General features: G+C 67.5%; 26 protein-coding genes, 1 pseudogene and 1 riboswitch. Of the genes and pseudogenes, 9 read left to right on the plus strand and 18 right to left on the minus strand.

The annotated features are described in order from the left end of the window. Positions 1-21: 21 nt before the first annotated feature. Together BLS91_RS09310 and BLS91_RS09315 are read right to left on the minus strand one after the other, a co-directional pair. The gene (locus tag BLS91_RS09310) at positions 22-726 is read right to left on the minus strand and encodes a LuxR C-terminal-related transcriptional regulator (RefSeq protein WP_092340436.1); all 705 of its coding nucleotides are present in this window, start codon (positions 724-726) and stop codon (positions 22-24) included. After that, entirely contained in the window at positions 723-2,090 is a 1,368-nt protein-coding gene (locus tag BLS91_RS09315) for an ATP-binding protein (RefSeq protein ID WP_092340437.1), read from the minus strand. The genes BLS91_RS09310 and BLS91_RS09315 overlap by 4 nt, the downstream gene beginning before the upstream one ends. Before the next feature lie 113 nt (positions 2,091-2,203). Here BLS91_RS09315 and BLS91_RS09320 point away from each other — a divergent pair, with 113 nt between their 5' ends. Together BLS91_RS09320 and BLS91_RS09325 are read left to right on the plus strand one after the other, a co-directional pair. Next, a complete protein-coding gene (locus tag BLS91_RS09320) occupies positions 2,204-3,715 on the plus strand; it encodes a PspC domain-containing protein (protein WP_159433845.1) in 1,512 nt (503 codons plus the stop codon). Positions 3,716-3,724: 9 nt separating this feature from the next. Beyond that, positions 3,725-4,171, plus strand: coding sequence for a hypothetical protein (locus tag BLS91_RS09325; RefSeq protein ID WP_092340439.1), 447 nt, complete (start codon positions 3,725-3,727; stop codon positions 4,169-4,171). A 16-nt stretch (positions 4,172-4,187) separates the two neighbouring features. On the opposite strand, the gene BLS91_RS09330 is transcribed toward BLS91_RS09325, so the two are convergent. From BLS91_RS09330 to BLS91_RS09340, 3 genes are read right to left on the minus strand one after another with little or no spacing between them, the layout of a single operon-like run. Then, positions 4,188-5,381 carry a UDP-N-acetylmuramate dehydrogenase gene (locus BLS91_RS09330; protein WP_092340440.1) on the minus strand — a complete coding sequence of 398 codons (1,194 nt, stop codon included), beginning with the start codon at positions 5,379-5,381 and terminating at the stop codon, positions 4,188-4,190. A gap of 3 nt (positions 5,382-5,384) precedes the next feature. Then, entirely contained in the window at positions 5,385-5,822 is a 438-nt protein-coding gene (locus tag BLS91_RS09335) for a MaoC family dehydratase (RefSeq protein WP_092340441.1), read from the minus strand. Then, the gene (locus BLS91_RS09340) at positions 5,819-6,265 is read right to left on the minus strand and encodes an FAS1-like dehydratase domain-containing protein (protein ID WP_092340442.1); all 447 of its coding nucleotides are present in this window, start codon (positions 6,263-6,265) and stop codon (positions 5,819-5,821) included. Before BLS91_RS09340 ends, BLS91_RS09335 begins: the two co-directional genes overlap by 4 nt. Before the next feature lie 59 nt (positions 6,266-6,324). Here BLS91_RS09340 and BLS91_RS09345 point away from each other — a divergent pair, with 59 nt between their 5' ends. Both BLS91_RS09345 and BLS91_RS09350 read left to right on the plus strand, forming a co-directional pair. Then, the gene (locus tag BLS91_RS09345; RefSeq protein WP_159433846.1) at positions 6,325-6,771 is read left to right on the plus strand and encodes a GNAT family N-acetyltransferase; all 447 of its coding nucleotides are present in this window, start codon (positions 6,325-6,327) and stop codon (positions 6,769-6,771) included. A gap of 167 nt (positions 6,772-6,938) precedes the next feature. Then, positions 6,939-7,562 (plus strand): HEAT repeat domain-containing protein, encoded by a 624-nt coding sequence (locus BLS91_RS09350; protein WP_092340443.1) that lies wholly within the window; start codon positions 6,939-6,941, stop codon positions 7,560-7,562. An 18-nt stretch (positions 7,563-7,580) separates the two neighbouring features. Here BLS91_RS09350 and BLS91_RS09355 read toward each other — a convergent pair whose 3' ends face one another. Then, positions 7,581-8,477, minus strand: coding sequence for a carbohydrate kinase family protein (locus tag BLS91_RS09355; RefSeq protein ID WP_092340444.1), 897 nt, complete (start codon positions 8,475-8,477; stop codon positions 7,581-7,583). 179 nt (positions 8,478-8,656) lie between these two features. Next, on the minus strand, positions 8,657-8,821 hold the full coding sequence (locus BLS91_RS20195; protein WP_139165815.1) for a DUF2207 domain-containing protein: 165 nt from the start codon (positions 8,819-8,821) through the stop codon (positions 8,657-8,659). Positions 8,822-9,041: 220 nt separating this feature from the next. On the opposite strand from BLS91_RS20195, the gene BLS91_RS09360 reads away from it, so the two are divergent. The 4 genes from BLS91_RS09360 (at position 9,042) to BLS91_RS09375 (ending at position 14,404) form a co-directional block, all read left to right on the plus strand. After that, positions 9,042-9,956: a LysR family transcriptional regulator gene (locus BLS91_RS09360; protein WP_092340445.1), complete on the plus strand. Its 915-nt coding sequence runs from the start codon at positions 9,042-9,044 to the stop codon at positions 9,954-9,956. A gap of 292 nt (positions 9,957-10,248) precedes the next feature. Next, positions 10,249-11,580, plus strand: a complete 1,332-nt coding sequence (locus BLS91_RS09365) for an MFS transporter (protein WP_241983160.1) — start codon at positions 10,249-10,251, stop codon at positions 11,578-11,580. A 50-nt stretch (positions 11,581-11,630) separates the two neighbouring features. Continuing rightward, positions 11,631-12,920, plus strand: a complete 1,290-nt coding sequence (locus tag BLS91_RS09370; RefSeq protein ID WP_092340446.1) for a M20 family metallo-hydrolase — start codon at positions 11,631-11,633, stop codon at positions 12,918-12,920. 11 nt (positions 12,921-12,931) lie between these two features. Then, complete coding sequence (locus BLS91_RS09375) at positions 12,932-14,404, plus strand: amidase (protein WP_241983159.1); 1,473 nt, start codon at positions 12,932-12,934, stop codon at positions 14,402-14,404. Between the two features lie 83 nt (positions 14,405-14,487). Here the strand turns inward: BLS91_RS09375 and moeB are convergent, their stop codons facing one another. From moeB to thiO, 4 genes are read right to left on the minus strand one after another with little or no spacing between them, the layout of a single operon-like run. After that, complete coding sequence (moeB, locus tag BLS91_RS09380) at positions 14,488-15,627, minus strand: molybdopterin-synthase adenylyltransferase MoeB (RefSeq protein ID WP_092340447.1); 1,140 nt, start codon at positions 15,625-15,627, stop codon at positions 14,488-14,490. Between the two features lie 5 nt (positions 15,628-15,632). Continuing rightward, entirely contained in the window at positions 15,633-16,418 is a 786-nt protein-coding gene (locus BLS91_RS09385; protein WP_092340448.1) for a thiazole synthase, read from the minus strand. Then, the gene (gene thiS, locus BLS91_RS09390; protein WP_092340449.1) at positions 16,415-16,657 is read right to left on the minus strand and encodes a sulfur carrier protein ThiS; all 243 of its coding nucleotides are present in this window, start codon (positions 16,655-16,657) and stop codon (positions 16,415-16,417) included. Before thiS ends, BLS91_RS09385 begins: the two co-directional genes overlap by 4 nt. Then, complete coding sequence (thiO, locus tag BLS91_RS09395; RefSeq protein ID WP_092340450.1) at positions 16,654-17,868, minus strand: glycine oxidase ThiO; 1,215 nt, start codon at positions 17,866-17,868, stop codon at positions 16,654-16,656. The genes thiS and thiO overlap by 4 nt, the downstream gene beginning before the upstream one ends. A gap of 43 nt (positions 17,869-17,911) precedes the next feature. Between thiO and thiE the strand changes: the two genes are divergently transcribed. Next, positions 17,912-18,556 carry a thiamine phosphate synthase gene (thiE, locus tag BLS91_RS09400; RefSeq protein WP_241983158.1) on the plus strand — a complete coding sequence of 215 codons (645 nt, stop codon included), beginning with the start codon at positions 17,912-17,914 and terminating at the stop codon, positions 18,554-18,556. 23 nt (positions 18,557-18,579) lie between these two features. On the opposite strand, the gene thiD is transcribed toward thiE, so the two are convergent. From thiD to BLS91_RS09435, 7 genes and pseudogenes are all read right to left on the minus strand, one after another. Next, a complete protein-coding gene (gene thiD / locus BLS91_RS09405; RefSeq protein WP_092340452.1) occupies positions 18,580-19,455 on the minus strand; it encodes a bifunctional hydroxymethylpyrimidine kinase/phosphomethylpyrimidine kinase in 876 nt (291 codons plus the stop codon). Further along, positions 19,447-19,546: riboswitch (TPP riboswitch) on the minus strand. Its footprint overlaps the gene before it by 9 nt. A 75-nt stretch (positions 19,547-19,621) precedes the next feature. Next, entirely contained in the window at positions 19,622-20,011 is a 390-nt protein-coding gene (locus BLS91_RS09410; protein ID WP_233206124.1) for an ABC transporter permease, read from the minus strand. A 79-nt stretch (positions 20,012-20,090) separates the two neighbouring features. Then, a pseudogene (locus tag BLS91_RS20620) lies at positions 20,091-20,825 on the minus strand (DUF4097 family beta strand repeat-containing protein); the annotation flags it as partial. A 78-nt stretch (positions 20,826-20,903) separates the two neighbouring features. Next, entirely contained in the window at positions 20,904-21,392 is a 489-nt protein-coding gene (locus tag BLS91_RS09420; protein WP_092340454.1) for a histidine kinase, read from the minus strand. 28 nt (positions 21,393-21,420) lie between these two features. Continuing rightward, positions 21,421-21,747 (minus strand): transcriptional regulator, encoded by a 327-nt coding sequence (locus tag BLS91_RS09425; protein ID WP_092340455.1) that lies wholly within the window; start codon positions 21,745-21,747, stop codon positions 21,421-21,423. After that, on the minus strand, positions 21,737-22,210 hold the full coding sequence (locus BLS91_RS09430) for a hypothetical protein (RefSeq protein WP_092340456.1): 474 nt from the start codon (positions 22,208-22,210) through the stop codon (positions 21,737-21,739). Before BLS91_RS09430 ends, BLS91_RS09425 begins: the two co-directional genes overlap by 11 nt. A gap of 75 nt (positions 22,211-22,285) precedes the next feature. Beyond that, positions 22,286-22,642 carry a DUF2834 domain-containing protein gene (locus BLS91_RS09435; protein WP_092340530.1) on the minus strand — a complete coding sequence of 119 codons (357 nt, stop codon included), beginning with the start codon at positions 22,640-22,642 and terminating at the stop codon, positions 22,286-22,288. Between the last annotated feature and the right edge of the window lie 309 nt (positions 22,643-22,951).

Raw genomic sequence — 22,951 nt, forward strand, 5'->3', positions numbered from 1 at the left:
GCCTGGCCTGAGGCCCGGGCGCTAAAGCAGCTTGCGCTCGAGTGCCCAGGCGGTCAGCTCGTGCCGACTCGACAGCTGAAGTTTACGCAGCACGGCCGAGACGTGCGTTTCGACGGTCTTGGCCGCGATGAACAGGGTACTGGCGACCTCCTTGTAGCTATAGCCGCGAGCAATGAGGCGCATCACCTCGGTCTCGCGGGCGGAGAGCCGGTCGAGTTCCTCGGTCGTCTCGGCCGTCTCCCCGGCGACGGCGCCGAATGCGTCGAGCACGAATCCGGCCAGGCGGGGCGAGAACACGGCGTCCCCCTCGGAGACCCGACGTGCCGCCTCGGAGACTTCAGCCCCGGAGGCGCTCTTGGTGATGTAGCCTCGGGCGCCGGCCCGAATGACGCTCACGACGTCGTCGGCGGCGTCGGAGACGCTGAGCGCCAGGAACAGTGTGTTCGGTGCGCGCGGCGCCGCCTCCCGAATGACCTCGGCGCCGCCCCCACCGTGACCACCGGGCAGATGCACATCGAGCAGCACGACCCGCGGCTGCAGGTCGATCACCCGCGCGATCGCCTCGTCAACTGTCGCCGCCTCGCCCAGCACGGTGATGTCGGCCTCGAGTTCGGCGCGCAGTCCCGACCGAAAAATAGAGTGGTCGTCGACGATGAGAACCCGCAGGCCAGCGGATGCCGCGCTCGGTTCGGTGGCCGCCCGGTCGATCGGATTCTGGTCGGTCATCGCACGCTCGTTTCGGTGTGGTGTTCATCGGTGACGGGCGCGGTCGCCGCCGGCAGGGTGAGCAGGATCTCGGTGCCGGCGCCGCCGGGCCCTGGCCGCACGGCGGCGGTTCCGCCCGCCCGACGCATGCGCCCGAGAATGGATTCGCGCACGCCGAGGCGGTCTTCGGGGATCTGGTCGAGCCGAAAGCCCGGGCCCCGGTCGGTGACGCTCAGTTCGATGCCGCGAGCCCCCGTCTCGAGGTAGACCGACACCGCGCCGCCGGCATGCCGAGCCGCGTTGAGCATGGCCTCGCGGGCGGCGGCGACGAGTGATTCCGGGGCATCCATGCTGCTGGAATCGGTGCTGGCGGCCGAGCGCACGCCGACACCCGCCCCGACCGTCACCACCTCGAAGTGCACCGCAAAGTCTGCTTCGATCTCCCCGGCGATGCGACGCAGCGCGGCGGCCAGATCGGTCGCCGGTTCGGCGCCCGCGGCGCGACTCCCGGTGAAGAGCCACTCGCGCAGTTCGCGCTCCTGCGCGCGGGCCAGCCGCGCGGCGTCGCTGTGCGGCCCGGCCTTCTGCTGAATGAGGGCGAGGGTCTGCAACACCGAATCATGCAGGTGCGCGGCGATGTCGGCCCGTTCCGCTTCACGGGCGCGCGCGGCACGCTCGTCGGCGAGGTCACTCCACAGGCGCAGCAGCCACGGCGCGGTCACCACCGCAACGCCGAGCAGAACGGATGCCGCCGCCAGAATAACCGTCCACGCGTTCGGGTTCGTGCCGGTCACGAAAAACAACAGAATCCCGACCGCGACCAACACCAGCGCCCCCAGAATGCGCACGAGCAACGCCGAGGATTGCTGTGCCGCACCGCTGCGAATGTCGGCGAACTGGCGCCAGGCGAGCGCGGTTCCGGCGAGTACGACAATGGCGGGCACCACCACGGCGAGCGGAATGTCGGCGCCAAGGCGGCTCGCTACGAGGGCGCTACCGGCAGCCAGCAGGGCCAGGCCGAGCAGAATCTCGGTGACGGGCGCGGCCCGGGCGGAGTCGCCATCCGCTCGGGCGAACCCGCTCCGGCCGTTTGTGGCGTCGGAACCCGGTAGTGCCGCAGCGGCTTGAACCGGCTCAGCGGAAGCGGGGGACGCGACCGGCGACCGGGCGAGGCTCGACTTGGGCAGCGGGTCGACTGCGGCCGCTCCAGAAGGAACTGTCACCCACAGCCAGGCATAGAGCAAGGCGCCGAAGCCTCCGCAGAAGCTGAGCAGCACCGTGACCAGGCGCACCGTGGAGAGGGGGACCCCGGTGTGCTCGGCGAAACCCGCACACACTCCGCCGACGAGGCGGAGCCGGGGCCGGGTCATCCGTTCGGTTCTCACGTGTTTATCCAAGCACGCCCCACCGACAGGGCGGAACCCGGCAGGAATCAATCAGGGTTCAATCAGGGTCATCCCCCATGGCAGCGGTCTCAGCGCGCTGTCAGACTCGGATCATGACCGACACACCGAGGGCGCAAACACCTCGCCCTGACCAAATCACCCGCTTCTTCGACTGGATTCGCGGCAGCGGACTACACCGTGACGGCGACCGCTGGATCGCCGGAGTCTGCGGCGGCATTGCCGCCCGCACCGGGCTCGACCCCCTGATTGTGCGCGGCATTGCCGTTGTGATCGCCATCCTCGGCGGCCCCGTCGTCTTCGCCTACGCCGTCGGCTGGGCGCTGATGCCCCGCGGCGCCGGCCGCATCTATGCTGAAGACGCCATTCGCGGGCGGTTCCAACCGGCCATGATCGCCATCGGAGCGCTGCTCCTGTTCACCGTCGTGCCCCTGTTCCGCGGTTTCTGGTGGAACGGCCCGGCCGGTTTCTTGGCCCTCCCCGACTGGCTCTCCGGCATCTTCTCGTTCGGGTGGGGGCTGGCCATCACGGCCGGTATCGTCTGGCTGATCGTGTATCTGGTGCGCCGCAGCAAGAGGTCTCCCGATTCGAGGCCCGGTTCCGGGCCGTTCGCTCCCCCGGCCGGCCCCACTGGACCAACGGGCCCGTTCGGTCCGGGCAGCGTCTACGACCCGCGACCGGATTCCGCCCCCGACGCGGTCGTGCACGCCCAACCGAATGCTCCGGCCCCGGCGCCGGATTCCGCCCCGACGAGCATGTCAGTGACGACCGCCACCGACACAGCCGCCCCGAGCCTGGCTTTCGCGGCCACGAGCACAGCCACGGCCACCCCCTATGCCCCGACCAATCCGTACGCGGCCGATTCGGCCAGGAGCATCCGCTCGGAACAGAATCGAGCGTGGCAGGAACAGAACCGCGCCCGCCAGCAAGCCCACCGCGCCCGGGTGCGCGCCCGCCGTCCCGGTGCCGGCTACAGCGCCATTGTGCTCGGCCTGGCTTTGGCCATCGGCGCCGTGACTGCCTGGGTGAATTCGAGCGGCGTCTGGTCGCAGGACGCAGTGATTCTCGGCCTCGCCTTTGCACTCGGAGTGTTGGCCCTCGGCATCGTGATCGCCGGCATTCGCGGTCGCACCGACGGCGCCATGGGCGGTTTCGCCTTTCTGGCGGCGGCGACCCTAGTCGTGCTCGGCGTGTTTCCGCAGGGCACGCAGTTCTCCGCCGTCGGCAACACCGTCTGGGTGCTCAGCGCCAATTCGGCCATGGCGAACCCCGACACGAGCTACGCCATGATCGTGGGGCAGTCCACCCTCGACCTGAGCGATTTCGACAACCCCGGTCTCGACGAGGACGCCGTCATCGACGTCTGGCTGCTCGCCGGCGCCACCGACATTCAACTGCCAGCGGATGCCCCGGTGCGCGTCGAATCGCACGCCCTGGTCGGCGGCGTGGAATATTCCGGCCGCGCTGTGGCCGCTGAAAACGGCGAGCACACGGGCGTGTTCGCCGTCGATGCGCGCACGTTCAATGCGAACAGCCGCAGTGATGGGCCGCTCGTGCGCATCTGGACCCTCGCTGGCGTCGTCACGCTCGATTCCTCCAACAACTAGGACCCCATCATGACTACTCCGCTTTCGCCCACGAGCCCCAACGCTGATCACACCGGGGCCAACACCCCCACCGAAGATTTCTCTGCAACTCCGCTGGTTGGGGGCGAATCCGGCGCCGATTACTCGGCCGAATCCGGTACCGCGACGACCGGCGCGACCCTGTCGGACAACCCGACTATCCCCTACCCGGAATCGAGCCGTGCCCCGCGGGAGAACGACTTCTTCGCCCCAAACACCGACCTGCCGACCGCTGCCACTGCCACACCCCGGCTGCGCCCCCGCTTCGGCACGATTCTCTGGGGCATCCTGCTCCTGGCCTTCGCCACCTACATGGTGGTCTTCACGCTGCTTCCGGCACCGCCGGATCCCACGCTCTGGCTGCTCGGCGGTGTGATCGCGGTCGGGCTCGGCCTGGTCGTGGCCGGCATCGCCGCCGCCGCTCGCCGCGCAGACTGACCAACACGCCTGTCGATTAGAGCGTCAGCCCCACAAGCACCGGCTCGGGCTGCAGGTTCACGCCAAACTCGGCCTGCACCCGGCCGAGCACGTACCGGGCCAGTTCGGCAACTTCCTCGGCGGTGGCCCCGCCGGTGTTCGTCAAGGCGAGGGTGTGCTTGCTCGACACCGCTGCCTTCGATCCCGGCAGACGAAAACCCCGACCGACCCCGGAATGCTCGATCAGCCAGGCCGCACTGAGCTTGACCAGGCGCACGGGTTCCTCGCCGGGAATGGGTCCGACGCCCATATATTCCTCGAGTGGAATAACTCGGTCGGCCGGCTCCGCCTCGAGCTGCCAGCGCGGCGCATCCGTCGGCAGTGAGCGCGCAAAGGTCTCGGTGACGATCGGGTTGGTGAAGAAAGACCCCGCGCTGTAGGTGTCGGGGTCGTCGGGATCGAGCACCATGCCCTTGCCGGCCCGCAGGCCGAGAACGGTGGCGCGCACGATCGACAGCGGCACCCGGTCACCGAGCTGCACGCCGAGCGCTCCGGCGAGTTGGGCATACTTCAGGGGCTGGCCGAGGGTGCTCCCCAAAACGGATGCCTCGGCTGCGGTATCGTGCAGCTCCAGTTCGATTGCGAGCACCACGCCGCGCAGGCCCTGCTTGAGCGCCGAGGTGCGGTAGCCCAGCGCCAGGTCTGCGCGTTCGAGCCGATCGACCTCACCGGTCTCGTAAGAGAGAAAGTCGATCGCGATCAGGCTGTCGGAGAGCTCCTGACCGTAGGCGCCAATGTTCTGCACCGGGGCGGCGCCGCACGATCCGGGAATGCCCGAGAGCGCCTCGATGCCGGCCCAGCCGTGATCGACGGCGTATGCCACGAGGTCGTCCCAGGGTTCGCCGGCCTGTACGCGCAGCCGTACCCGGGCGCCAACGTCGGCGCCGGCGTCAGAGACGGCCGCATCCGCGGCATCCGCTTTGCTGCTCTCAGGTGCAGCGGCGAGTACCTCGATGCCGCGGGTCACCACGCTAATCACGATGCCGTCGAAGCCCTCATCAGCGACGACGGTGTTGGAGCCGCCACCAAGCAGGAGCCAGTTTTCGTCCAGGCCCCAGACCACGAGCGTCTCAGTGATGAGGTCCTGCTCGGTGACCGGCGCCACCAGGGCGGCGGGGGGTCCGCCGACCCGAAAGGTGGTGAGTGTGCTCAGGGCAACGGGTTCGATCATGGTTCAGGCCAGGTTGACGCGTGCCTGCGCCTTGCCGAGAACGGTCGAGCCGTTGAACGTCACGGTCAGGTCGATGCGGGCCACGCCGGCTTCGAGATCGAGCGCGCCGACCTTGGCGACGACGGTGACGGTTGCGCCATCCGTTGCGTCAACGAAGACCGGGCGGGTGAATCGCACCTGGTAATCGATGACCCGGGCGGGGTCGCCGGCCCAGTCGACGACGGGTTGCACGGCCAGGCCCATGGTGAGCATGCCGTGGGCGAGCACGCCGGACAGCCCCACCGACTGCGCGATATCGTCGCGATAGTGAATGGGATTGAAATCACCGGATGCTCCGGCGTAGTGCACGAGGGAATCGCGCGTCAGGGCGAAACTCGCCTCGGCGACGACGTCGCCGACCGTGAGATCGGTCACTGATCTGATAGGTGCGGCGGGGATCATTCGTCTCCCCTGACGACGAGGGTGGAGACCGCGGTCACGACGTGTGCGCCGCTCGCATCCACAATGGTGGACTCGGCGGTGACCATGGAGTGGCCGCCGAGGCTCTTGATGCTCGTCACCGCGAGGGTCGCCGTGAGTTCGTCACCGGCGACAATCGGGCGGGTATAGCTGAAGCGCTGGTCGCCGTGCACGACGCGGGTGAAGTCGATTCCGCCATCGGGTTCGGCCAGAAGTTGGGCCAGGGTGGCCTCCTGCACGACCACGGCGAACGTGGGCGGAGCGACGACGTCGGTGTGGCCGGCCGCGCGGGCCGCCTCGGGATCGTGGTTGATCGGGCTGGTCGCGAACACGGCGCGGGAAAATTCGCGCACCTTTTCACGGCCGACAAGATACGGTGCGACCGGCGGAAAGACCCGCCCCTGCAACTCTGGGTTCACTGACACCCGTCGAGTCTACTAAGCGCGGTCACGAGCACCCGGCAACAGGGCGCACACTATTAACCGTGAATTGTGTATCCGTGCGCCTCGGTGACCCCGAGGTAGCCCCTCTTCTGCTTGACCTGCACCGCGAATACGAAACGCGCTACGGCGACGGCGATTCCGTGCACGACGTCGACGGGGCCGAGTTCGATCCGCCCAGCGGCGGCTTTCTCGTGCTCGTCGACGGCGATGTGACCGTGGCCGGCGGTGGCCTGCGCCAGTTCAACGCCACGACCGCCGAGGTCAAGCGCATGTGGACCAACCCGAACTACCGCCGCCAGGGTCACGCGAAAACGATTCTGCGCGAGCTCGAATCCCTCGCCCGAACCCTCGGCTACGAGCGGATGCGCCTGGAAACCGGCTACGCCCAGCCCGAAGCGCTCGCCCTGTACCGCAGCCTCGGTTTCACCGACATCGGCAACTACGGCATCTACGAGCGCGCCTCCGGCTTCGAACTAGACCTCAACTGACAGGTGCAGTGGGCGCCCGGCCCGGTCGAGGCGCGGTACCCATTCACCGTAACGGCTCCAGTCTTCTGGCCACCGCGAGCCTCCGCAAATTACGGCCACGTCTATTGCACACTGTTACCCCGTTTCGCGGGTGGGAAAGGGCGCCGGGGAGGTAGCGTTAGAGGGCTATGCAAAACAAATTGACTCCGCACCCCGACCTTCCGATCGACCTTCCGACCGAGGAACGCATCCGCGCCGCCGTCGCGCACTACGGCGAGTCCGTCGTCATCGACAATTCCGTGGCACTGTTGCGCGCCAAGAATGCCGGAAAGGACTTTCTGCTCTACGCCGGCGGGCGCCACGCCCTCGGCATCCTCGAGGGCGCCCCAGCCCTGTACTGGCCCGAGCTGTGGGGCGCTCGCGCGCTGCTGCACGTGTGGGGAGAGTCGGCTGCACCGTACATCGTCGTCGGGCTGAACAACCAGGCTTGGCGGGTGCGCGAAATGTGCGCCAAGGTCGTGCTGCTGCGCGGCCTGCAGGTCGTCCCCAAGCTCGTGCGCCTCACTACCGATGAGCACCCCCGGGTGCGCGCGGCGGCCCTGCACGCCCTCGCCGACCAGGGATCCACCGCCAACATCGCCACGATCGAGGTGCGCCTGCGCGACCCCGACAAGGAGGTGCGCCGAGCCGCCCAGCAAGCGCGCGATGCAATTCGCACCCGGCTCAAGTTCACCGACGCGGTTCCCGAGACCATCGCGTCTGAAACAACAGCGCCCGAAACGAACGCGCGTGCAACGGACGCCGAGGCCTAAGCGAGCCGACCGACCTGCCTACGGCCGCCGGAGCAGCGCTCCCTCGTGCCGACAGGTCGCCGCTGCGGTCAGCATGGCGTCGGCCAGCAGCGACTGCCAGCTGGCGGCATCCTGCGGTACGCCGTCGTGAACGATCGTGCAAACGGATGCTGCCAGCGTCGCATCCCCGGCACCCATCGTGTCGATGATCGGGCCATCGAGCATGGCGATGGGCACGCTGATCTGGCCTTTATCGGCGAAGGACACCGAGGCGCCGAGGCGCCCGGCTGTTGCCAGCACCGTGTGTGCGCCGCTCGCAACGAGTCGCAGTCGCAGCTGCTCGAGCGTGCTGTCGTAGAGAAGGTCAGCGTCTTCGTCGCCGACCTTCACGAGCAGGCTGCGCGCGGCGAGTGCCTCGAAGCTGCGCACGAATCGGGGGCCGTCGTGCAGCATGCCGGCCCGCGGATTGGGGTCGATGAAGAGGCGTCGTTCCGGGTCACTCACGCAGGCCGCGAATGCCTCGGTCTGCGCGGTGTCGTCGAACGGAAAGCAGCTCACGACGACCAGCTCGGCGCTCTCGAGGGCCGCGCGCTCCGCCGCACCGAACTCGATGCGGCGTGCCTTCGCTGCCGGGTTGAAGAAATAGCGCGGCTCGCCGTCGGTGCGGTCGGACACGGCCCGCGACGACCCGAGCGGGCCGGTGGTTGCGATCAGCTGCACGCCGTATTTCTCGAGAAATTCGCGAATCACCGCGCCGTCAGCATCGTCGCCGACCATCGCGATCAGGGTCGTCGGCAGGCCGAGCACCGCCAGTCCGACCGCGACGTTGAGGGCGGCTCCGCCGGCGAATTCCCGGCTCGCCTCCGAATCACGCAGCACGTCGATCAGAGCATCGCCGACGACAACGACGCGGGTTGGAGCGTTCTGTTCAGGCATGGGGTCCAATCTCTGCGAAAGGCGCGAACGATGAGCTCGGTCGGTGCACTCTAGGCTAGGCCCAGCTCACGGCACGCGCGGCCCCGACCAAGCGGTGCCCGCACAGCAGGTATGGGCACAGCAACGGCCGGCAGCAGGAGTCCAGTCTCCTGCTGCCGGCCGTCAGCGGTTATGCCGGGTTAAACGCTCTTGCGCCCCGACATCGATCGCATGAGGAACATGATGACGGCAATGACGGCGAGCACAATACCGACCCAGAGTAGAAACTGAAGCGACTCCACCAGGCCGCCAGTAATGAGCAGCACGACCGCAATAATGGCCACAATGATGAGCAGCGGATTCATGGTCCAACCTTTCATTCACGCGCGGGAAAATCCCGAGTGCCCAGATACTACCCCCCTCACGGGGCCGCAAGCAGATCCCGCGGGCGGCATCCGCTTCGTGTCGCGTGGTCCCACCACGACCAAAAGCAGCCACCCGATTACTCTCGTCGTTACCATTGAGCAATCCGCACGCTCGGGGCTGGATGCTTTCGCTCCCGGCTGCCGCCCTGTCTGGAGCCCGATGCGACACTTCACCCTCACCCAGTTGCGGTACTTCGCCGTCGTGGCCGAGCTGCAGAGCATGACCCAGGCCGCCGCCCGATTACTGGTGAGCCAGTCCGCCGTCTCTACGGCGATGGCGCAGCTGGAGCGCACCCTCGGCGCCCAACTGTTCCTGCGCAACCCGTCGATGGGGCTCAGGCTCACCCCGACCGGGCGCAAGTTCGCGCTCGACCTGAAGGGGTTCCTCGACCACGCCGATTCCCTGTTTGAATCGGCCTACGGAACGGCCGAAACGCTCATCGGCGAGCTGACCGTCGGGGTGTTCTCACCGCTGGCTTCGTTTCGGCTGCCGGCCATTCTCAAGGCGTTCGAGGCCACCCATCCCGGCGTCGACGTGACTTTTCTGGAGGCCGACCTCGCCTCGCTGCAGACGGCGCTCCGCGAGGGGCGATGCGACCTCGCGTTGATGTACGGGCACGGACTCGGCGCCGGGTTTTCCAGCCAGGTGCTCGAACGTGTTCCTCCGCACGTTATTGTTCCCGCGGGCCACTGGGCCGCGAATATCCCCGGCCAGGAGGTTGCCCTGCGCGACCTTGCCGGAGAGCCGCTCATACTGCTCGACCTGCCGCACAGCCGGGAGTACTACGAGAGTCTGTTCGCCCTGGCCGGGGTGGCACCCAACGTGCGCCACCGGTTCGCCGGCTATGAAACTGTGCGGTCGTTCGTGGCCCAGGGCCACGGCTATGCCCTGCTCAACCAGCGGGTCTACAACGACGTGCCGTATTCTGGCGGTCGGGTCGTCCCCCTGCGCCTGGTTGACGAATTTCCGCCGAGCGAGGTCATGCTCGTGCGGCTGAGCACCGCGCTGCCGACCCGCCGAGCGCTGGCCTTCGAAGATACCTGCCGACGCTTGTATGGGGCGGCGCACCCCTGACCCATCACCAAAATCGATGCGCTCGGCCATGAGAATCAATTGGACACGGGTGTTTCGCAGCGCGCAAGCTTGACCAGAATCGGCCGCGCACTCCCGGCAGCGCTCGTCTTTGACCGGGATCCCGGCTGCAGTGATCAAGGAGGATCAGTGTTCGAGCAGATAATTCACGTGTCGTCCCGGTTACAGACCAACGGATGCGCCGCAATATGACCGACACACGGCTCGCCAAGAGTTCACCGGCCAGAAACGCAGCGGCGAGCGCCGGAATCATCGCGATCGTACGGTGGGTGTCGTGACCACGACCGCAGCCACCGCCCCGATCAGTCCGCCAGCCGAGACCGCTCCCCCGAAGAAGTTGACCGGCCTGCAGAAACGCGTCCTACTCGGCGGCAGCATCGGCCAATTCATCGAGTTCTACGACTTCACCCTGTACGGATTGACGGCCGTGATCTTCTCCCAGCTGTTCTTTCCGAGCACGAACCCGATCCTCGCCCTGCTGGCCACCTTCGCCACCTTCGGTGTCGCGTTTGTCGTGCGCCCGCTCGGCGGCTTGTTCTTCGGCTCCCTCGGCGACAAGATCGGGCGGCGCAAGGTGCTCGCCATCACCCTGCTCGCCATCGGCACCGCGACCGCCTGCATGGGGTTGCTCCCCACTTTTCACCAGATCGGCTTCTGGGCCCCCGCGCTTCTGCTGCTCCTGCGCCTCGTGCAGGGTTTCTCGGCCGGCGGCGAATCGGTCGGCGCCCCCTCCTTCGTGTTCGAACACGCCCCGATCGGCCGCCGCGGTCTCTGGCTGAACATCACCATCGCGGCGACCGCGCTGCCGTCGGTGTTCGCCGGCACGATGATCCTCATCCTCAGCCAGAGCATGTCCGACGACTCGTTCACCGCCTGGGGTTGGCGCCTGCCGTTCCTGATCGCCCTGCCCCTGGCCCTGTTCGGCGTCTGGATTCGCAGCAAGACCAGCGAGAGCAAGTCGTTCACCGACGCCCAGGCAACAAAGACCAAGGAGTTCAGCCCGGTCAAGGAGACCTTCCGAGAGAACAAGTTGCGCATGGTGCAGGTCATCTTCGTAATGGGCCTGACCGCGATGGGTTTCTACTTTCTCTCGGCCTACTTCGTGGCATACGTACAGACCACCGGAAACCTCAGCCGCGAACAGTCCCTGCTGGCCAACGCGGCCGCCCTCGCCCTGTACGCCGTGCTGCTGCCAATCGGCGGGCGCATTGGCGACAAGGTCGGGCGTAAGCCGATGCTCATCGCCGGGTCGGCCGCGATCGCGGTGCTGGCCATCCCGAGCTTCATGCTCGTCACGAGCGGCAGCCTGCCGCTCGCTCTGCTCGGCCAGATGCTGTTCGTGATCCCCCTGTGCATCTACGGCGGCGGCTGCTACACCTTCTTCGTCGAGATCTTCACGACCAGAACCCGCTTCACGAGCGCTGCCGTGAGCTACAACCTCGGCTACGCCATCTTCGGCGGCACCGCGCCGCTCGTCGGCACCGCCCTCGTCGCCAGCTCGGGCGTTTCGTTCGCCCCGGGCTTCTACATGGCCGGCGCGGCCGCGATCGTGCTCCTGCTTGTGACCCTCACCAAGGTGCCCGAGACGCGGGGGCGTCTGGGCTGAGCGTTTGCAGCATCCGTTCACGCATTACTCGCCCAATAAAAGGAGTCCATATGTCATCTGCTGACTTTCTCACCGACTTTCACCACGTTGCCACCATCGGGGCCACGCCCCGCAACGGCGTCGACCGTCAGGCGGCCACCGCCGAAGACGCGCAGAGCCGCGCCTGGTTCGCGAATTGGGTGACCGACGCCGGCTACACCCTGCGCGTCGACGGTATCGGCAACATGTTCGGGCTGATCGAGTGGACGCCAGGCGCCCCCTACGTGCTCGTCGGTTCACACCTCGACAGCCAGCCGCTCGGCGGGCGCTTCGATGGCGCTTACGGCGTGCTCGCCGCATTGCACGCGGCCCGCAACGTCGACGAGCTGGTGCAGGCGAGCGGTACCGTGCCGCCGTTCAACCTCGCCGTCGTGAACTGGTTCAACGAAGAGGGCGGCCGTTTCGCTCCGAGCGTCATGGGCAGCAGCGTCTTTGTCGGCCTGTTCGATCAGGAGCAGATGCTGGACGTGACCGACCTGGCCGGCGTGACCGCCCGCGCCGCCCTGGCCGAAATCGGCTATCTCGGCACCGACCCGCGCCCGGTCACGGTGAGCTACGCCGAGATCCACATCGAGCAGGGTCGCATCCTCGAGCGCGAGCAGATCGCGATCGGCGTCGTCGACCGCAGCTGGTACACCCAGAAACTCGACATCGAGGTGCTCGGAGAGCAGTCCCACACCGGGGCGACCGCCATGGCCGACCGGCACGACGCCCTCGTGGCCGCCGCCAAGATCATTCTCATGGTGCGCGAGGTCACCAGCGACTTCGCCGACGAGGCCATCGTGTCGTCCGTCGGGCAGCTAACCCTCGAACCCAACTCCCCCATCGTGGTCGCCCGCCGGGTACGCCTGGTCGCCGACCTGCGGAGCGGCGACCCACAGATCGTGCAGGCGGCCCGCGCCACCCTGCTCGAGAAGATCGCGGCGCTCGCGATCGAGCACGAGATCAAGATCAACGTGACCGACTTCGATGTTCGTCCGATCAGGTATTTTCCTGAAGGAGGCCTCCAGCTGGCCGAAGCGGCCGCCGCGCGCGCCGGGCTGTCCACCCGCCGAATCCAGACCATGGCCGGCCACGACTCGGTCGCGATGAACACCATTGTGCCCTCGATCATGCTGTTCATTCCGAGCGTCGACGGTGTCTCGCACTGCGAACGCGAATTCACCACGGATGCCGACATGGTCGCCGGGCTCGCGCTGCTCACCGAGGTGACCACGGCTCTGGTCAGCGGGGCGCTGGTCGACGGGGCTTTGGTCGATCCGGCCGAGGCTCCCGCACTGGCCTCTACGGCCCGGGCGTAGTCGGGCCGGGCGTGATCAGCCGCACCGAACCCGCTCCCACCGAGTCGAGCGCTACCACCACCAGCATGACCGACCTGGCCTATCTGGGCGCAACCGAGGCGCTCGGCCTGTTCCGGTCGCGCGACTTGTCACCGGTGGAGCTGCTCGAGGCCGTGCTGCAGCGTATCGACGCGGTCAACCCGCGCGTCAACGCGCTCACCGAACAGCTGACCGATGAGGCCCGAATCGCGGCCCGCGACGCCGAGCGGCAGTACCGGTCCGGCGGTCAGCTCGCCCCGCTGCTCGGGCTGCCGGTCGCGGCGAAGGAGAAGCATTCCCTCGCCGGGCACGTGCTGAGCAACGGGCTCGTCGCCCAGCGTGACGTGGTTGCGAGCGCGGATCATCCGGTGATCAGCCGCATACGCTCGGCCGGCGGCATCGTGCATGCGCGCACCACGACGCCTGAATTCTGCTGCGCCACGGTGACGCACTCCCCGCTCTGGGGGGTCACGCGCAATCCGTTCAACCACGAGCTCTCTCCCGGCGGCTCCTCGGGCGGATCCGGCGTCGCCCTTGCGGCGGGGTTTGCGCCGCTCGCCACCGCCTCGGACATCGCCGGATCGACCCGGCTGCCAGCGGCCTTCACCGGCACCGTCGGGTTCAAAGCACCCTACGGTCGCATTCCGGGCGTCGCGCCGCTGTCGGCCGACCACTATCGCGGCGACGGGCCGATGGCCCGCACGGTAGCGGATGCCGCCCTGCTCGCCAACGTGATGGCCGGCCAGCACCCAGGTGACCATGCCTCGCTCGCCGCCGCTGCGCCGCTGCCGAGGATGTGGCCCGCGGTCGCGGGCCTGCGCATCGCCCTATGCATTCGCCTCGGCGACTACCTGGTCGATCCCGACGTAGAGGCCAACACCCGCGCCGTGGCTGCGGCCTTGCAGAGCGCCGGCGCGATCGTCGACGAGGTCGAACTGCCCTGGACCACGGCCGAAATTCACCGAGTGTCCTTCACCCACTTCGGCCATATTCTGGGCCCAGCGATGGAGGACGAGACCCGTGGCGCCGAGAGAGCCCTCGCCGCCTACACGGTGCAGTTCATGACGGATGCCCGGGCTGCGGCCGCCGATACCCGCTTTCTTGACGGTCTCTCCGCTGAAACCCGCATGCAGGGCGAACTAGCCGCGGCGATGACCGGGTTCGACGCCCTGATCTGCCCGACCTCGGCCGTCGCCGCGCTCACGGCCGAGGGTCATTATCTTGACGGCATCACGGCCGGCGGCGAGCGCCTTGAACACTACTGGCAGGGCCACATGACGGTGCCGTTCAATATCGCGAACCGGTGCCCGGTGCTCGCGGTGCCGAGCGGCCTGGCCGACTGCGGCATCCCCACCGGGGTGCAGATCGTCGGGCATCCGTTTGATGACGGCACGGTCTTTCGCGTCGGCGCCGCCGTCGAACAGGTGCGCCCGTGGGCGCATCGCTACGCACTCATCGGCGGCTGATGCTCGTGGCACGTGTTTGAGAAGACGGCCCCGGTTCAAACCAGTGCCACGTTCTCAAACACGTGCCGCGAGGCCCGGCTCGCTCAGTAGGTCGGCAGCGCGGGCTCGATCTCCCTCACCCAGGCCAGAATGCCACCCTCGACCTGGCGCACATTCTCATAGCCGCGGCGCTGTAGCTCGGCCAGGACAGCAGCAGAACGCGGCCCGGCCTTGCAGTGCAGCACGATGTCGCGGTCGCGGTCGAGAACGGCCTCCTCCGAGAGGATGCCGCCGTGCGGAATCAGCAGCGCCCCCTCGATGTGCACGATGTCGTATTCCGCCGGTTCCCGAACATCGATGAGGTCGAAGTCGAGCTCGCTGCGCGCCCGGGCAGCGAGCAGGGTGGCTAGTTGCTGCACCGAAATCGCATCCGTGGTGGATGTTCCGCAGAACAGGTCATAGTCGATCAGCTCGGTGACCGGTGGCGTGGCCAGGTCGCGTGCGATGCTGATTTCGCGCCAGGTCGCGTCGAGGGCGTTGAAGAGCACGACCCGGCCGAGCAGCGTGCGGCCCACCCCGGTGATCAGTTTCACCGCTTCGGCGACCATCGTGGCGCCGATGATTCCGCACAGCATTCCGAATACGCCGCCCTCGCTGCAGCTCGGCACCGAGCCGGCCGGCGGGGCTTCCGGATACAGGTCGCGGTAGGTCGGGCCGTGCGTGTTCCAGAACACGCTGACCTGCCCGTCGAAGCGCAGAATGGACCCCCAGACACACGGTTTGTCGAGCAGCGCGGCGGCATCACTCACCAGGTAGCGGGTGGCGAAGGTGTCGGCGCCGTCAATGATCAGGTCGTACTGGGCGAACAGGTCGAGGGCGTTCGCCGCCGACAGCCAGACATCGTGTTGGTGCACGGTGACGAGCGGATTCAGCTCGGCGACGGCCGCGGCGGCGGACGCCAGTTTCGAGCGGCCGAGTGCCGAAGTGCCGTGGATGATCTGGCGTTGCAGGTTGCTGAGATCCACCGTGTCGTGGTCGACGATGCCGAGCGTGCCGACCCCGGCGGCCGCGAGGTAGAGCAGCACCGGCGAGCCGAGACCGCCGGCGCCGATCACGAGCACGCGCGCATTCTTCAGCCGCCGCTGGTTGAGCGGGCCGATCTCGGGCAGCAGAATGTGGCGCGAGTACCGCTCGCGCTCGGCCGCCGTGAGGGCCGCGCCGGGTTCGACGAGTGGTGCGAGCATCCGCTTCACAGGTCGGGCCGCCCGGCCATCGGTGACGACGCCAGGGCCAGCTCACGCCGCGGGATGCGGCCGGCCAAGGAGGCACGACGGCCAGCGATCACAGCGTGCCGGAAGGCGTCAGCCATGAGAACTGGGTTCTGCGCGCGCGTCACCGCGGTGGCCAGCAGCACGGCATCGCAGCCCAGCTCCATCGCGAGGGCCGCGTCAGAGGCGGTGCCGATTCCGGCGTCCAGCACCACGGGAACGCCGGCGCGGGCCACGATCAGCTCGATATTGTGCGGGTTGAGAATGCCGAGGCCTGTGCCGATCGGCGCCCCGAGCGGCATCACGGCCGCAGCGCCCAGGTGTTCGAGCCGCAGCGCGAGCACGGGGTCGTCATTCGTGTAGGCGAACACCGTGAAGCCCCGCGCGACGAGCTGTTCGGTGGCCTCGACCAGCTCGACCGCATCGGGCAGCAGGGTCTGCTCGTCGGCGATGACCTCGAGCTTGATCCAGTCGGTCGCAAGCGCCTCCCGCGCCAGCTCGGCGGTGAGCACGGCCTCGCGAGCGGTGAAACAGCCGGCCGTGTTGGGCAGCACGCGGATGGAATTCTCCATCAGCAGCTCGAACAGCGAACCGGTGGCGGCCACACTGTGGCGCCGCATCGCGACGGTGGTCAGTTCGGTTCCGGAGGAACGCAGTGCAGCCCCGAGACCATCGACGCTCGGGGCTCCCCCGGTTCCCATGATCAGGCGTGAGGTCAGCTCAACGCCGTCAATGACGAGGCTGTCCGGGGTCGTCGGCACGGTCATCCTCCCTGCACCGCGGTCACGATTTCGATCTCATCGCCCGCTGTCACCGCGGTCGACCACCAGAGGCTGCGCGAAACGACCGCGGCGTTGCGGGCCACGGCCACCCCGACGCGGCTTCCGTCGACTGCATGGCCGTCGGTCGCGATGGCCCGGCCGGTGATCTCGGCCACGAGGTCGGTCACGGTGCTGCCCGGTTGAACAGATCGTTGCTGGCCGTTCACGGCGATGGTTACGGTCACGAGTGGCCTCCTTTCAGTGAAACGGATGCGGGAGCGCGGCTCGAAAATCGGTCCGGTCGAAAGGCCCGCCACCGATCGTCGGCAATTCCCTCGATGAGCTGGAGACAGTGCTCGGCGGCGACCGGGGTGAGCAGTACGCCGTGGCGGAAGAATCCGGTGGCGACAATGAGGCCGGAAATGTCACCGTCAGCGCCCCCGACGCGACCGAGGAGCGGCGCGTTGTCGGGGGTTCCGGGCCTGGCGCGGGCGGTCGTTTCGATCAGTTCGAGTTCACTGACCGCGGGCAGCAGCACCTGGGCGTCTCGCAGCAGCTGATAGACGCCGCCGGCTGACACCACGCCCGAGCCGTCTTCGCGCTGGGTGGCTCCGATCACGAGCGTTCCGTCGGTGCGCGGAACCAGATACACCGGCACACCGTGCACCAGTCCGCGAACGGTGCAGGTGAGCAGGGGTTGCAGGTGCTCGGGCACCCGCAGCCGAAGGATGTCCCCGTAGACCGGGCGAAGCGGCAGGTTGAGGTGTTCGGGCAGCCCGCCCAGTGCTGCGGCTCCGAGCCCGTTGGCCACGACCACCTCAGTGGCTGTGACCGTTGAGCCGTCGAAAAGGGCGACGCCGGTGACGCGGGAGGAGGCATCCGCTGAATTCTCGTGCAGCAACCCGCTGGCCTGCACGCGTATGACGGCGTCCTGGCCGTGGCGCGCGAGCTCCAACTGGATGCACTCGGTGAGCCGGCGCGGGTCGACCTGATGGTCTTGCTCCACCACAAAGGCGCCAGAAATCTGGGGGCTGAGCAACGGTTCGAGCACCCGCGCTGCGCGAACGGTGATGGCCTCGACGCCCAGTCCGTTGACTACCTGCACGCCGCGCAGGTCGGCGAGCGCCTGCCGGTCGGCCGCGTCTGCGCCCACATTCAGGGTTCTCGTACGCTGGTAACCGGTCAGGTAGCTGTCGGGCGCGAGCGAGTCGATGAAGCCGGGATACAGGTTCGAGGAGGCAAGCATGAGCTCGAGCAACGCCTCCTCCTGGTAGTGCAGTTCGCTGACCGCGGCGAGCATTCCGGCCGCAGCAAAAGTGGCACCACCGGCCGGATCCGGGTCAATGACGGCCACCGTGCGGCCGGACTGCGCTACAGCCCAGGCGATGCCGAGCCCGATCACGCCGCCGCCGATGACGGCTACGTCGACCGTACGCTGTGCGCGCCGCTCACTCATGGTCTGCACCGAGGCCGGGCTGAAGCCCTTTAGGGTTGGTCGCATGGACCCGATCACCGCCCGGCTGTATCTCTGCACCGATGCCCGTACGGAGCGCGGCGATTTCGCCGACTTCGTGACGGCCGCGTTCGCCGGCGGGGTCGACATCATCCAACTGCGGGACAAGACCATCGATGCCGCCGAGGAGCTCGACTATCTCGCGATTCTGCGTTCGGTCGCCGACCGGCACGCCCGGCTCTGGGCGGTCAACGACCGCGCGGATATCGCCGTTCTCGCTGGAGCGCCGGTTTTTCATGTCGGCCAGACGGACCTGCCGCTGCCCGCCGCCCGTACGCTGCTCGGCGACGCGGCCCGCATCGGCTTGTCGACCCATACCACCGGACAAGTGGATGCCGCTCTCGTCGCTGACAGTCTGGATTATTTTTGCGTCGGCCCGGTCTGGGCCACGCCCACCAAACCCGGTCGGGCAGCGGTCGGAACCGGTCTGCTGCGCTATGCGGCCGAGCAGAGCGCATCCGCTGGCAGCCTTCGCCCGTGGTTTGCGATCGGCGGGATCGACCTCGGTACCATCGACCAGGTGGTCGAAGCCGGCGCCACCCGGGTGGTCGTGGTGCGCGCGATCACCGACGCCGATGACCCGACGGATGCCGCCGAGCGGCTTCTCGCCAGCCTCCCGCCGCTCGGCTAGTCGCGCCCACGTCGTCGCCCCGTTCATCTCATGCCCGCAATCAGGGCAGAATTCGCACGGTCGAAAAGTCGATGAAAGTGGTGGATCGGCCCGTTTCCCTGCCCGACCTCGAGCTCGTCGGCGTGGGCCAGGGCGTCGTGGAGCCAGTCTTTCACTTCGGCCAGGGACTTCGCCCAGTTACCGGTTCTGGCCTGCACCGTGGCCATCGCCGAGGAGAGTGAGCATCCGGTGCCGTGGGTGTTTGTGGTGCGGATGCGCGGCAGGGCGACCTCGACCACGCACTGGGCAAGCAGCCCGTGGGTGTTGACTAGGGCATCTGGGCAGCTCGTTTCGTTGAGATGGCCGCCCTTGACCAGTACGGTAGCACCCGTGCTGTCCGACAATCGTTTGCCCTGCGCGAGGGCCTCCGCCCAGTTGGCGGCCGGCGGCTCAGCGAGCAGAACGGCCAGCTCGGGAACGTTGGGCGTGACCAGGTCAACGTGGCAAATCAGGTCGCGCAGCGCCTGCTCGGCTGCCGGGTCGAGCAGGCGGTCGCCGCTCGTTGCCACCATCACCGGGTCGAGTACGACCAGCGGCGGACGGCACCGGAAGAGCCAGTCGCGCACCTCGGTGATCACATCGAGCTGCGCAAGCATGCCGATCTTCACGGCGTCGATGGTTACATCGTCACTCACGGCGTTCAATTGCTCGCGCAGAAAATCGATCGGCGGGATGTGAACCGAACGCACGCCGCGCGTATTCTGCGCCACCAGCGCACTCACCACAGCCATTCCGTAGCCGCCGTTGGCCGCGATGCTCTTGAGGTCGGCCTGGATGCCGGCACCGCCGGTCGGATCGGTACCCGCGATACTGAGGACTCGGGGAATCTGCCGCAGGGCAAGCCGGGTACGATCGATCATCCGTGACATTCCTTCGCTAGTACTAACTAGACAGGTTCAACGGGTATTGATCTCAGCACGCACAGTATGTGCGGCACCCCGTGTCAAGACTCCAGCCTATACGCGCGCCGGCCGTCAGCACACAAGGGGGCGGGCGGCCGCAACCGCCTGCCCTGGTGACACGGATCTAGTGCACCGATTTGCGCTCGTAGAGCGCCCGTGACCAGCCGTAACTGGCGGCCACGATCACGACGCACCACCCGATGGCGAACACGGGGTTCCAGCCGAGTGGGGTGCCGAGCAGCAGCCCGCGAATTGTCTCGATGAACGGAGTGAAGGGCTGGTACTGCGCGAACCACTGCAGCCACACCGGCATCGAGTCGGTCGGCACGAAGCCGCTGCCGAAGAGCGGCAGCACGGTGAGAACGAGGGGCATATTGCTCGCCGTCTCGACGCTCTTCGCCTGGATGCCCATGGCCACGCCCAGCCAGCTGATCGCGTAGGCGACGAGCGCGATCACGCCGGCGACGGCCATCCACTCGAGCGGTGTCGCGGTGGGGCGAAAGCCGATGGCCACGCCGACGACCAGAACGAGGGTGCGGCTTGCGGGCGGCGTCGACGAGGTCGAATTGCTCGAGCAGTTCGGCCACTCGGGTCTTCGACTGCTTCGCTCCGAGGTGGCGAAGGCGCGCCATCAACAAGAGGTTTTCCTCGCCGTTCAGGAGCTTGTCGACCGCCGAAAACTGGCCGGTGCGGCCAATCACGGCGCGCACGCCGTCCTGGTCGCGCACAACGTCGCATCCGTTCACGAACGCCATGCCACCGTCTGGCCGCAGCAGCGTGCTGAGGATGTGCACGGCCGTCGTCTTGCCGGCGCCGTTCGGGCCGAGCAGGGCGGTCACGGTGCCCGCGCTCACTGCGAGGTCGACGTCGTCGAGCTCATTGCGCACGTGACCGTCTTTGGACGACAGGTCGAGCCAGGCCGGCACGCCCGGCTTGACGCCGATGGTGACCTGGCCGAATCCGCTCTCGACCTGCACGGAACCGCGTGAAACCTCGCGGAGCTGGATGCTTCCGTACGCGGTTTTGGCCGAAACGGATGCCTGCGCTCGCGTGATTTCCAGATCGCCGTAGGACAGTTTCGCGTCGAGGTCACCGCCGACCTCGTCGATCTGCACGCTGCCGTGGGACGCCTTGAGTACGGCGTGGCCGGAGACCGTTCCGACCCGGATCTGACCGTGGTCGCTCGCGAAGATCTCGATAGCGCCGACGGGCAGGTTGATGGCCAGGTTGATGGCCAGGTCGATCGGGGTCGGTGTGTCGTAGGTGGGCAGGTTGATGGCCAGGTTGATGGCCAGGTCGATCGGGGTCGGTGTGTCGTAGGTGGGCATGCTGAAGCTGCCTTTCTGGAGGCGTGTCGGTGTGGCCCTGCGGGTTCGCGGGGCCGGCTGTTGCTGCGGGTGGGCGCCTTAGCGCGCCCAGCTCGCGAAATTGTCGCCGGCGCGCAGCGTGCGCTGCGCGGAGCGGCGTTGCCGGGGTTGCACGGCGGCGGCGACCGCACGCACCAGCCAAGTGTTGACCGACAGTCCGTCGGCGGCGGCCGCGTCGTCCACCCGCGCTTTGAGGGCGTCGGGCAGGCGCAGCGTCGTGCGCGAGGTGCTCGTGTCGTCAAGATCGACGGATGCCGCGGGTCGCTCGTCGCCGTCTACCTCGATACTCGACTGGGTCACCACGAATTCGATCTCGCGCCCGCGCAGCCGCAGGTCGACCGGTCCGGGGGCGAGGTCACGGGTGATCTCGGCGGCCGCCGCCGACAGCACGTCGAGCAGCACGAGCCGCGTTGCCGCATCGAGCCCGGCAGCAAGTCGCTCGGTCGCAGCGCGCGTGTCTGCGCTGCCGTTGTCGGCGGCATCCGCTAGCTGGTGCTGCAGGTCGTTGACGTACTGTCCGAGTTCCATATCACCATGGTGATACCACGGCGGTTAGTCATAATAATGTCATGCTAGTCGGGGCTTCGGCCGACAGCTCGCGGAGCGCCGCCAGATGGCCGTCGATGGCCGCGCTGCCGCGCCGGGTGAGGGCCACGCTGGTGGTGCGGCGGGCATCCGCTCGTGCTGGCGAGGCTTGTTTCACGGTCACTACGTAGTCGAGCTCGATCAGGTTGCGGATGGTCTTCGAGAGCGTCGCCTCGGTCAGTTCCAATGTGGCGGCGATGGTGGTGAATTCCGCGGCGCCGGTCGCCCGAAGAAGCGCGCACAACCGCAGACGGGTTGGCGCGTGGATTGCGTCGTCGAATCGGGGGTCAGCAGCCACGGAGCAGTTCCCGGGCGTTCGCGAGGTCATAGAGTGCTGAGCTGACGAGGGCTACGACGAAGACGACCGCAGTGGTCAGGACAATCCAGGCGCGCTGGTCAGTGACCTCGAACACGATCGAGAGCACGAACGCTCCGAGCATGACGACGCTCAGCACAATGAGAATCATCAGGCTCAGTGGGCCGGCCGGGCCGGGATTCTTCACCAGGCGCATCTGCTTACGCACGAGATGATCAATGCCGAAAAGTGTGAGGCAAGCACCGGCCGACACCATCATCATTCCGAAGGCGACACCCGCAGCCGGCGACGCGATCAGGGCTGCGATGGCAAGGGCCTGCGCCGGAGCGGTCCACCAGGTCTGCGATTTGAGCCTTCGTCCGAGCCGCCGCCGGTCCGTCGCGATGCCGGCGAGCGCGGCGCGCGCCGACGCCGCCACCGCCGTGGTTGCACTTTCAGATTCCATGTCGGTAAGTCAATCACTTGCCGTGTCGTTAAGCAAGAATCGGGCTGCGCGCTGTACCGGCCAGGGCTTGAGCGGTCAGGTCAAGGGCGGTCGCGCCGCTGGCGTACGCGCCGCCGCCAGGGTGCGCTCGCGCATCGCGAGGAACAGCGGAAAGGTGAAGGCGAAGGCCGTTAGACCCGAGAGAACGACGTAGAGCCAGCCCCGCTTCATGCCGAGGCGTCGCGCCTCAACGATGATCAGGATGCTGCCAGCCACCGCGGCGATGAGCAGGTCGACCGTGAGTGACGACACCGCCGGCCCACTGTTCACCCAGTCGCCGACTAAGTCGCGCAGCTGAATTATCGCGATCACGTTGTAGCTCCAGGTTCCGGCGAGCCCGGCGAGGCTCAGCGCCAGGTAGACGAAAGCGAGCGGGGTCCAGTGTTTGGTCATGCCGACATTATGCTCGCCGGTCATCGCATATTGTCTCCGACAGCAGCCAGCAGTGTCGCTCTAGAGACTCGCACGCTCGTGTCGATGTACGCGTCCATTAACTCCGGGGGCACGAACAATTCCCGAGCCTGGAGCCGGCGAACCGGCGATTTCGCGCCAGGGGCGCCGCAGCGCCGAGCGCGCGAAGAGTCAGTCCTGTGAGCGGCATCGCTCTTGCGTGCGCTGACAATCATTGCCCGATCGACGAACGATTCACTCGCGCAGAATTCGGTCCGCGAGTTTGTGCAGTCGTCGAACTTCGATCATCAC

The organism is Cryobacterium flavum (genome assembly GCF_900103805.1).
GTDB lineage: Bacteria > Actinomycetota > Actinomycetes > Actinomycetales > Microbacteriaceae > Cryobacterium > Cryobacterium flavum.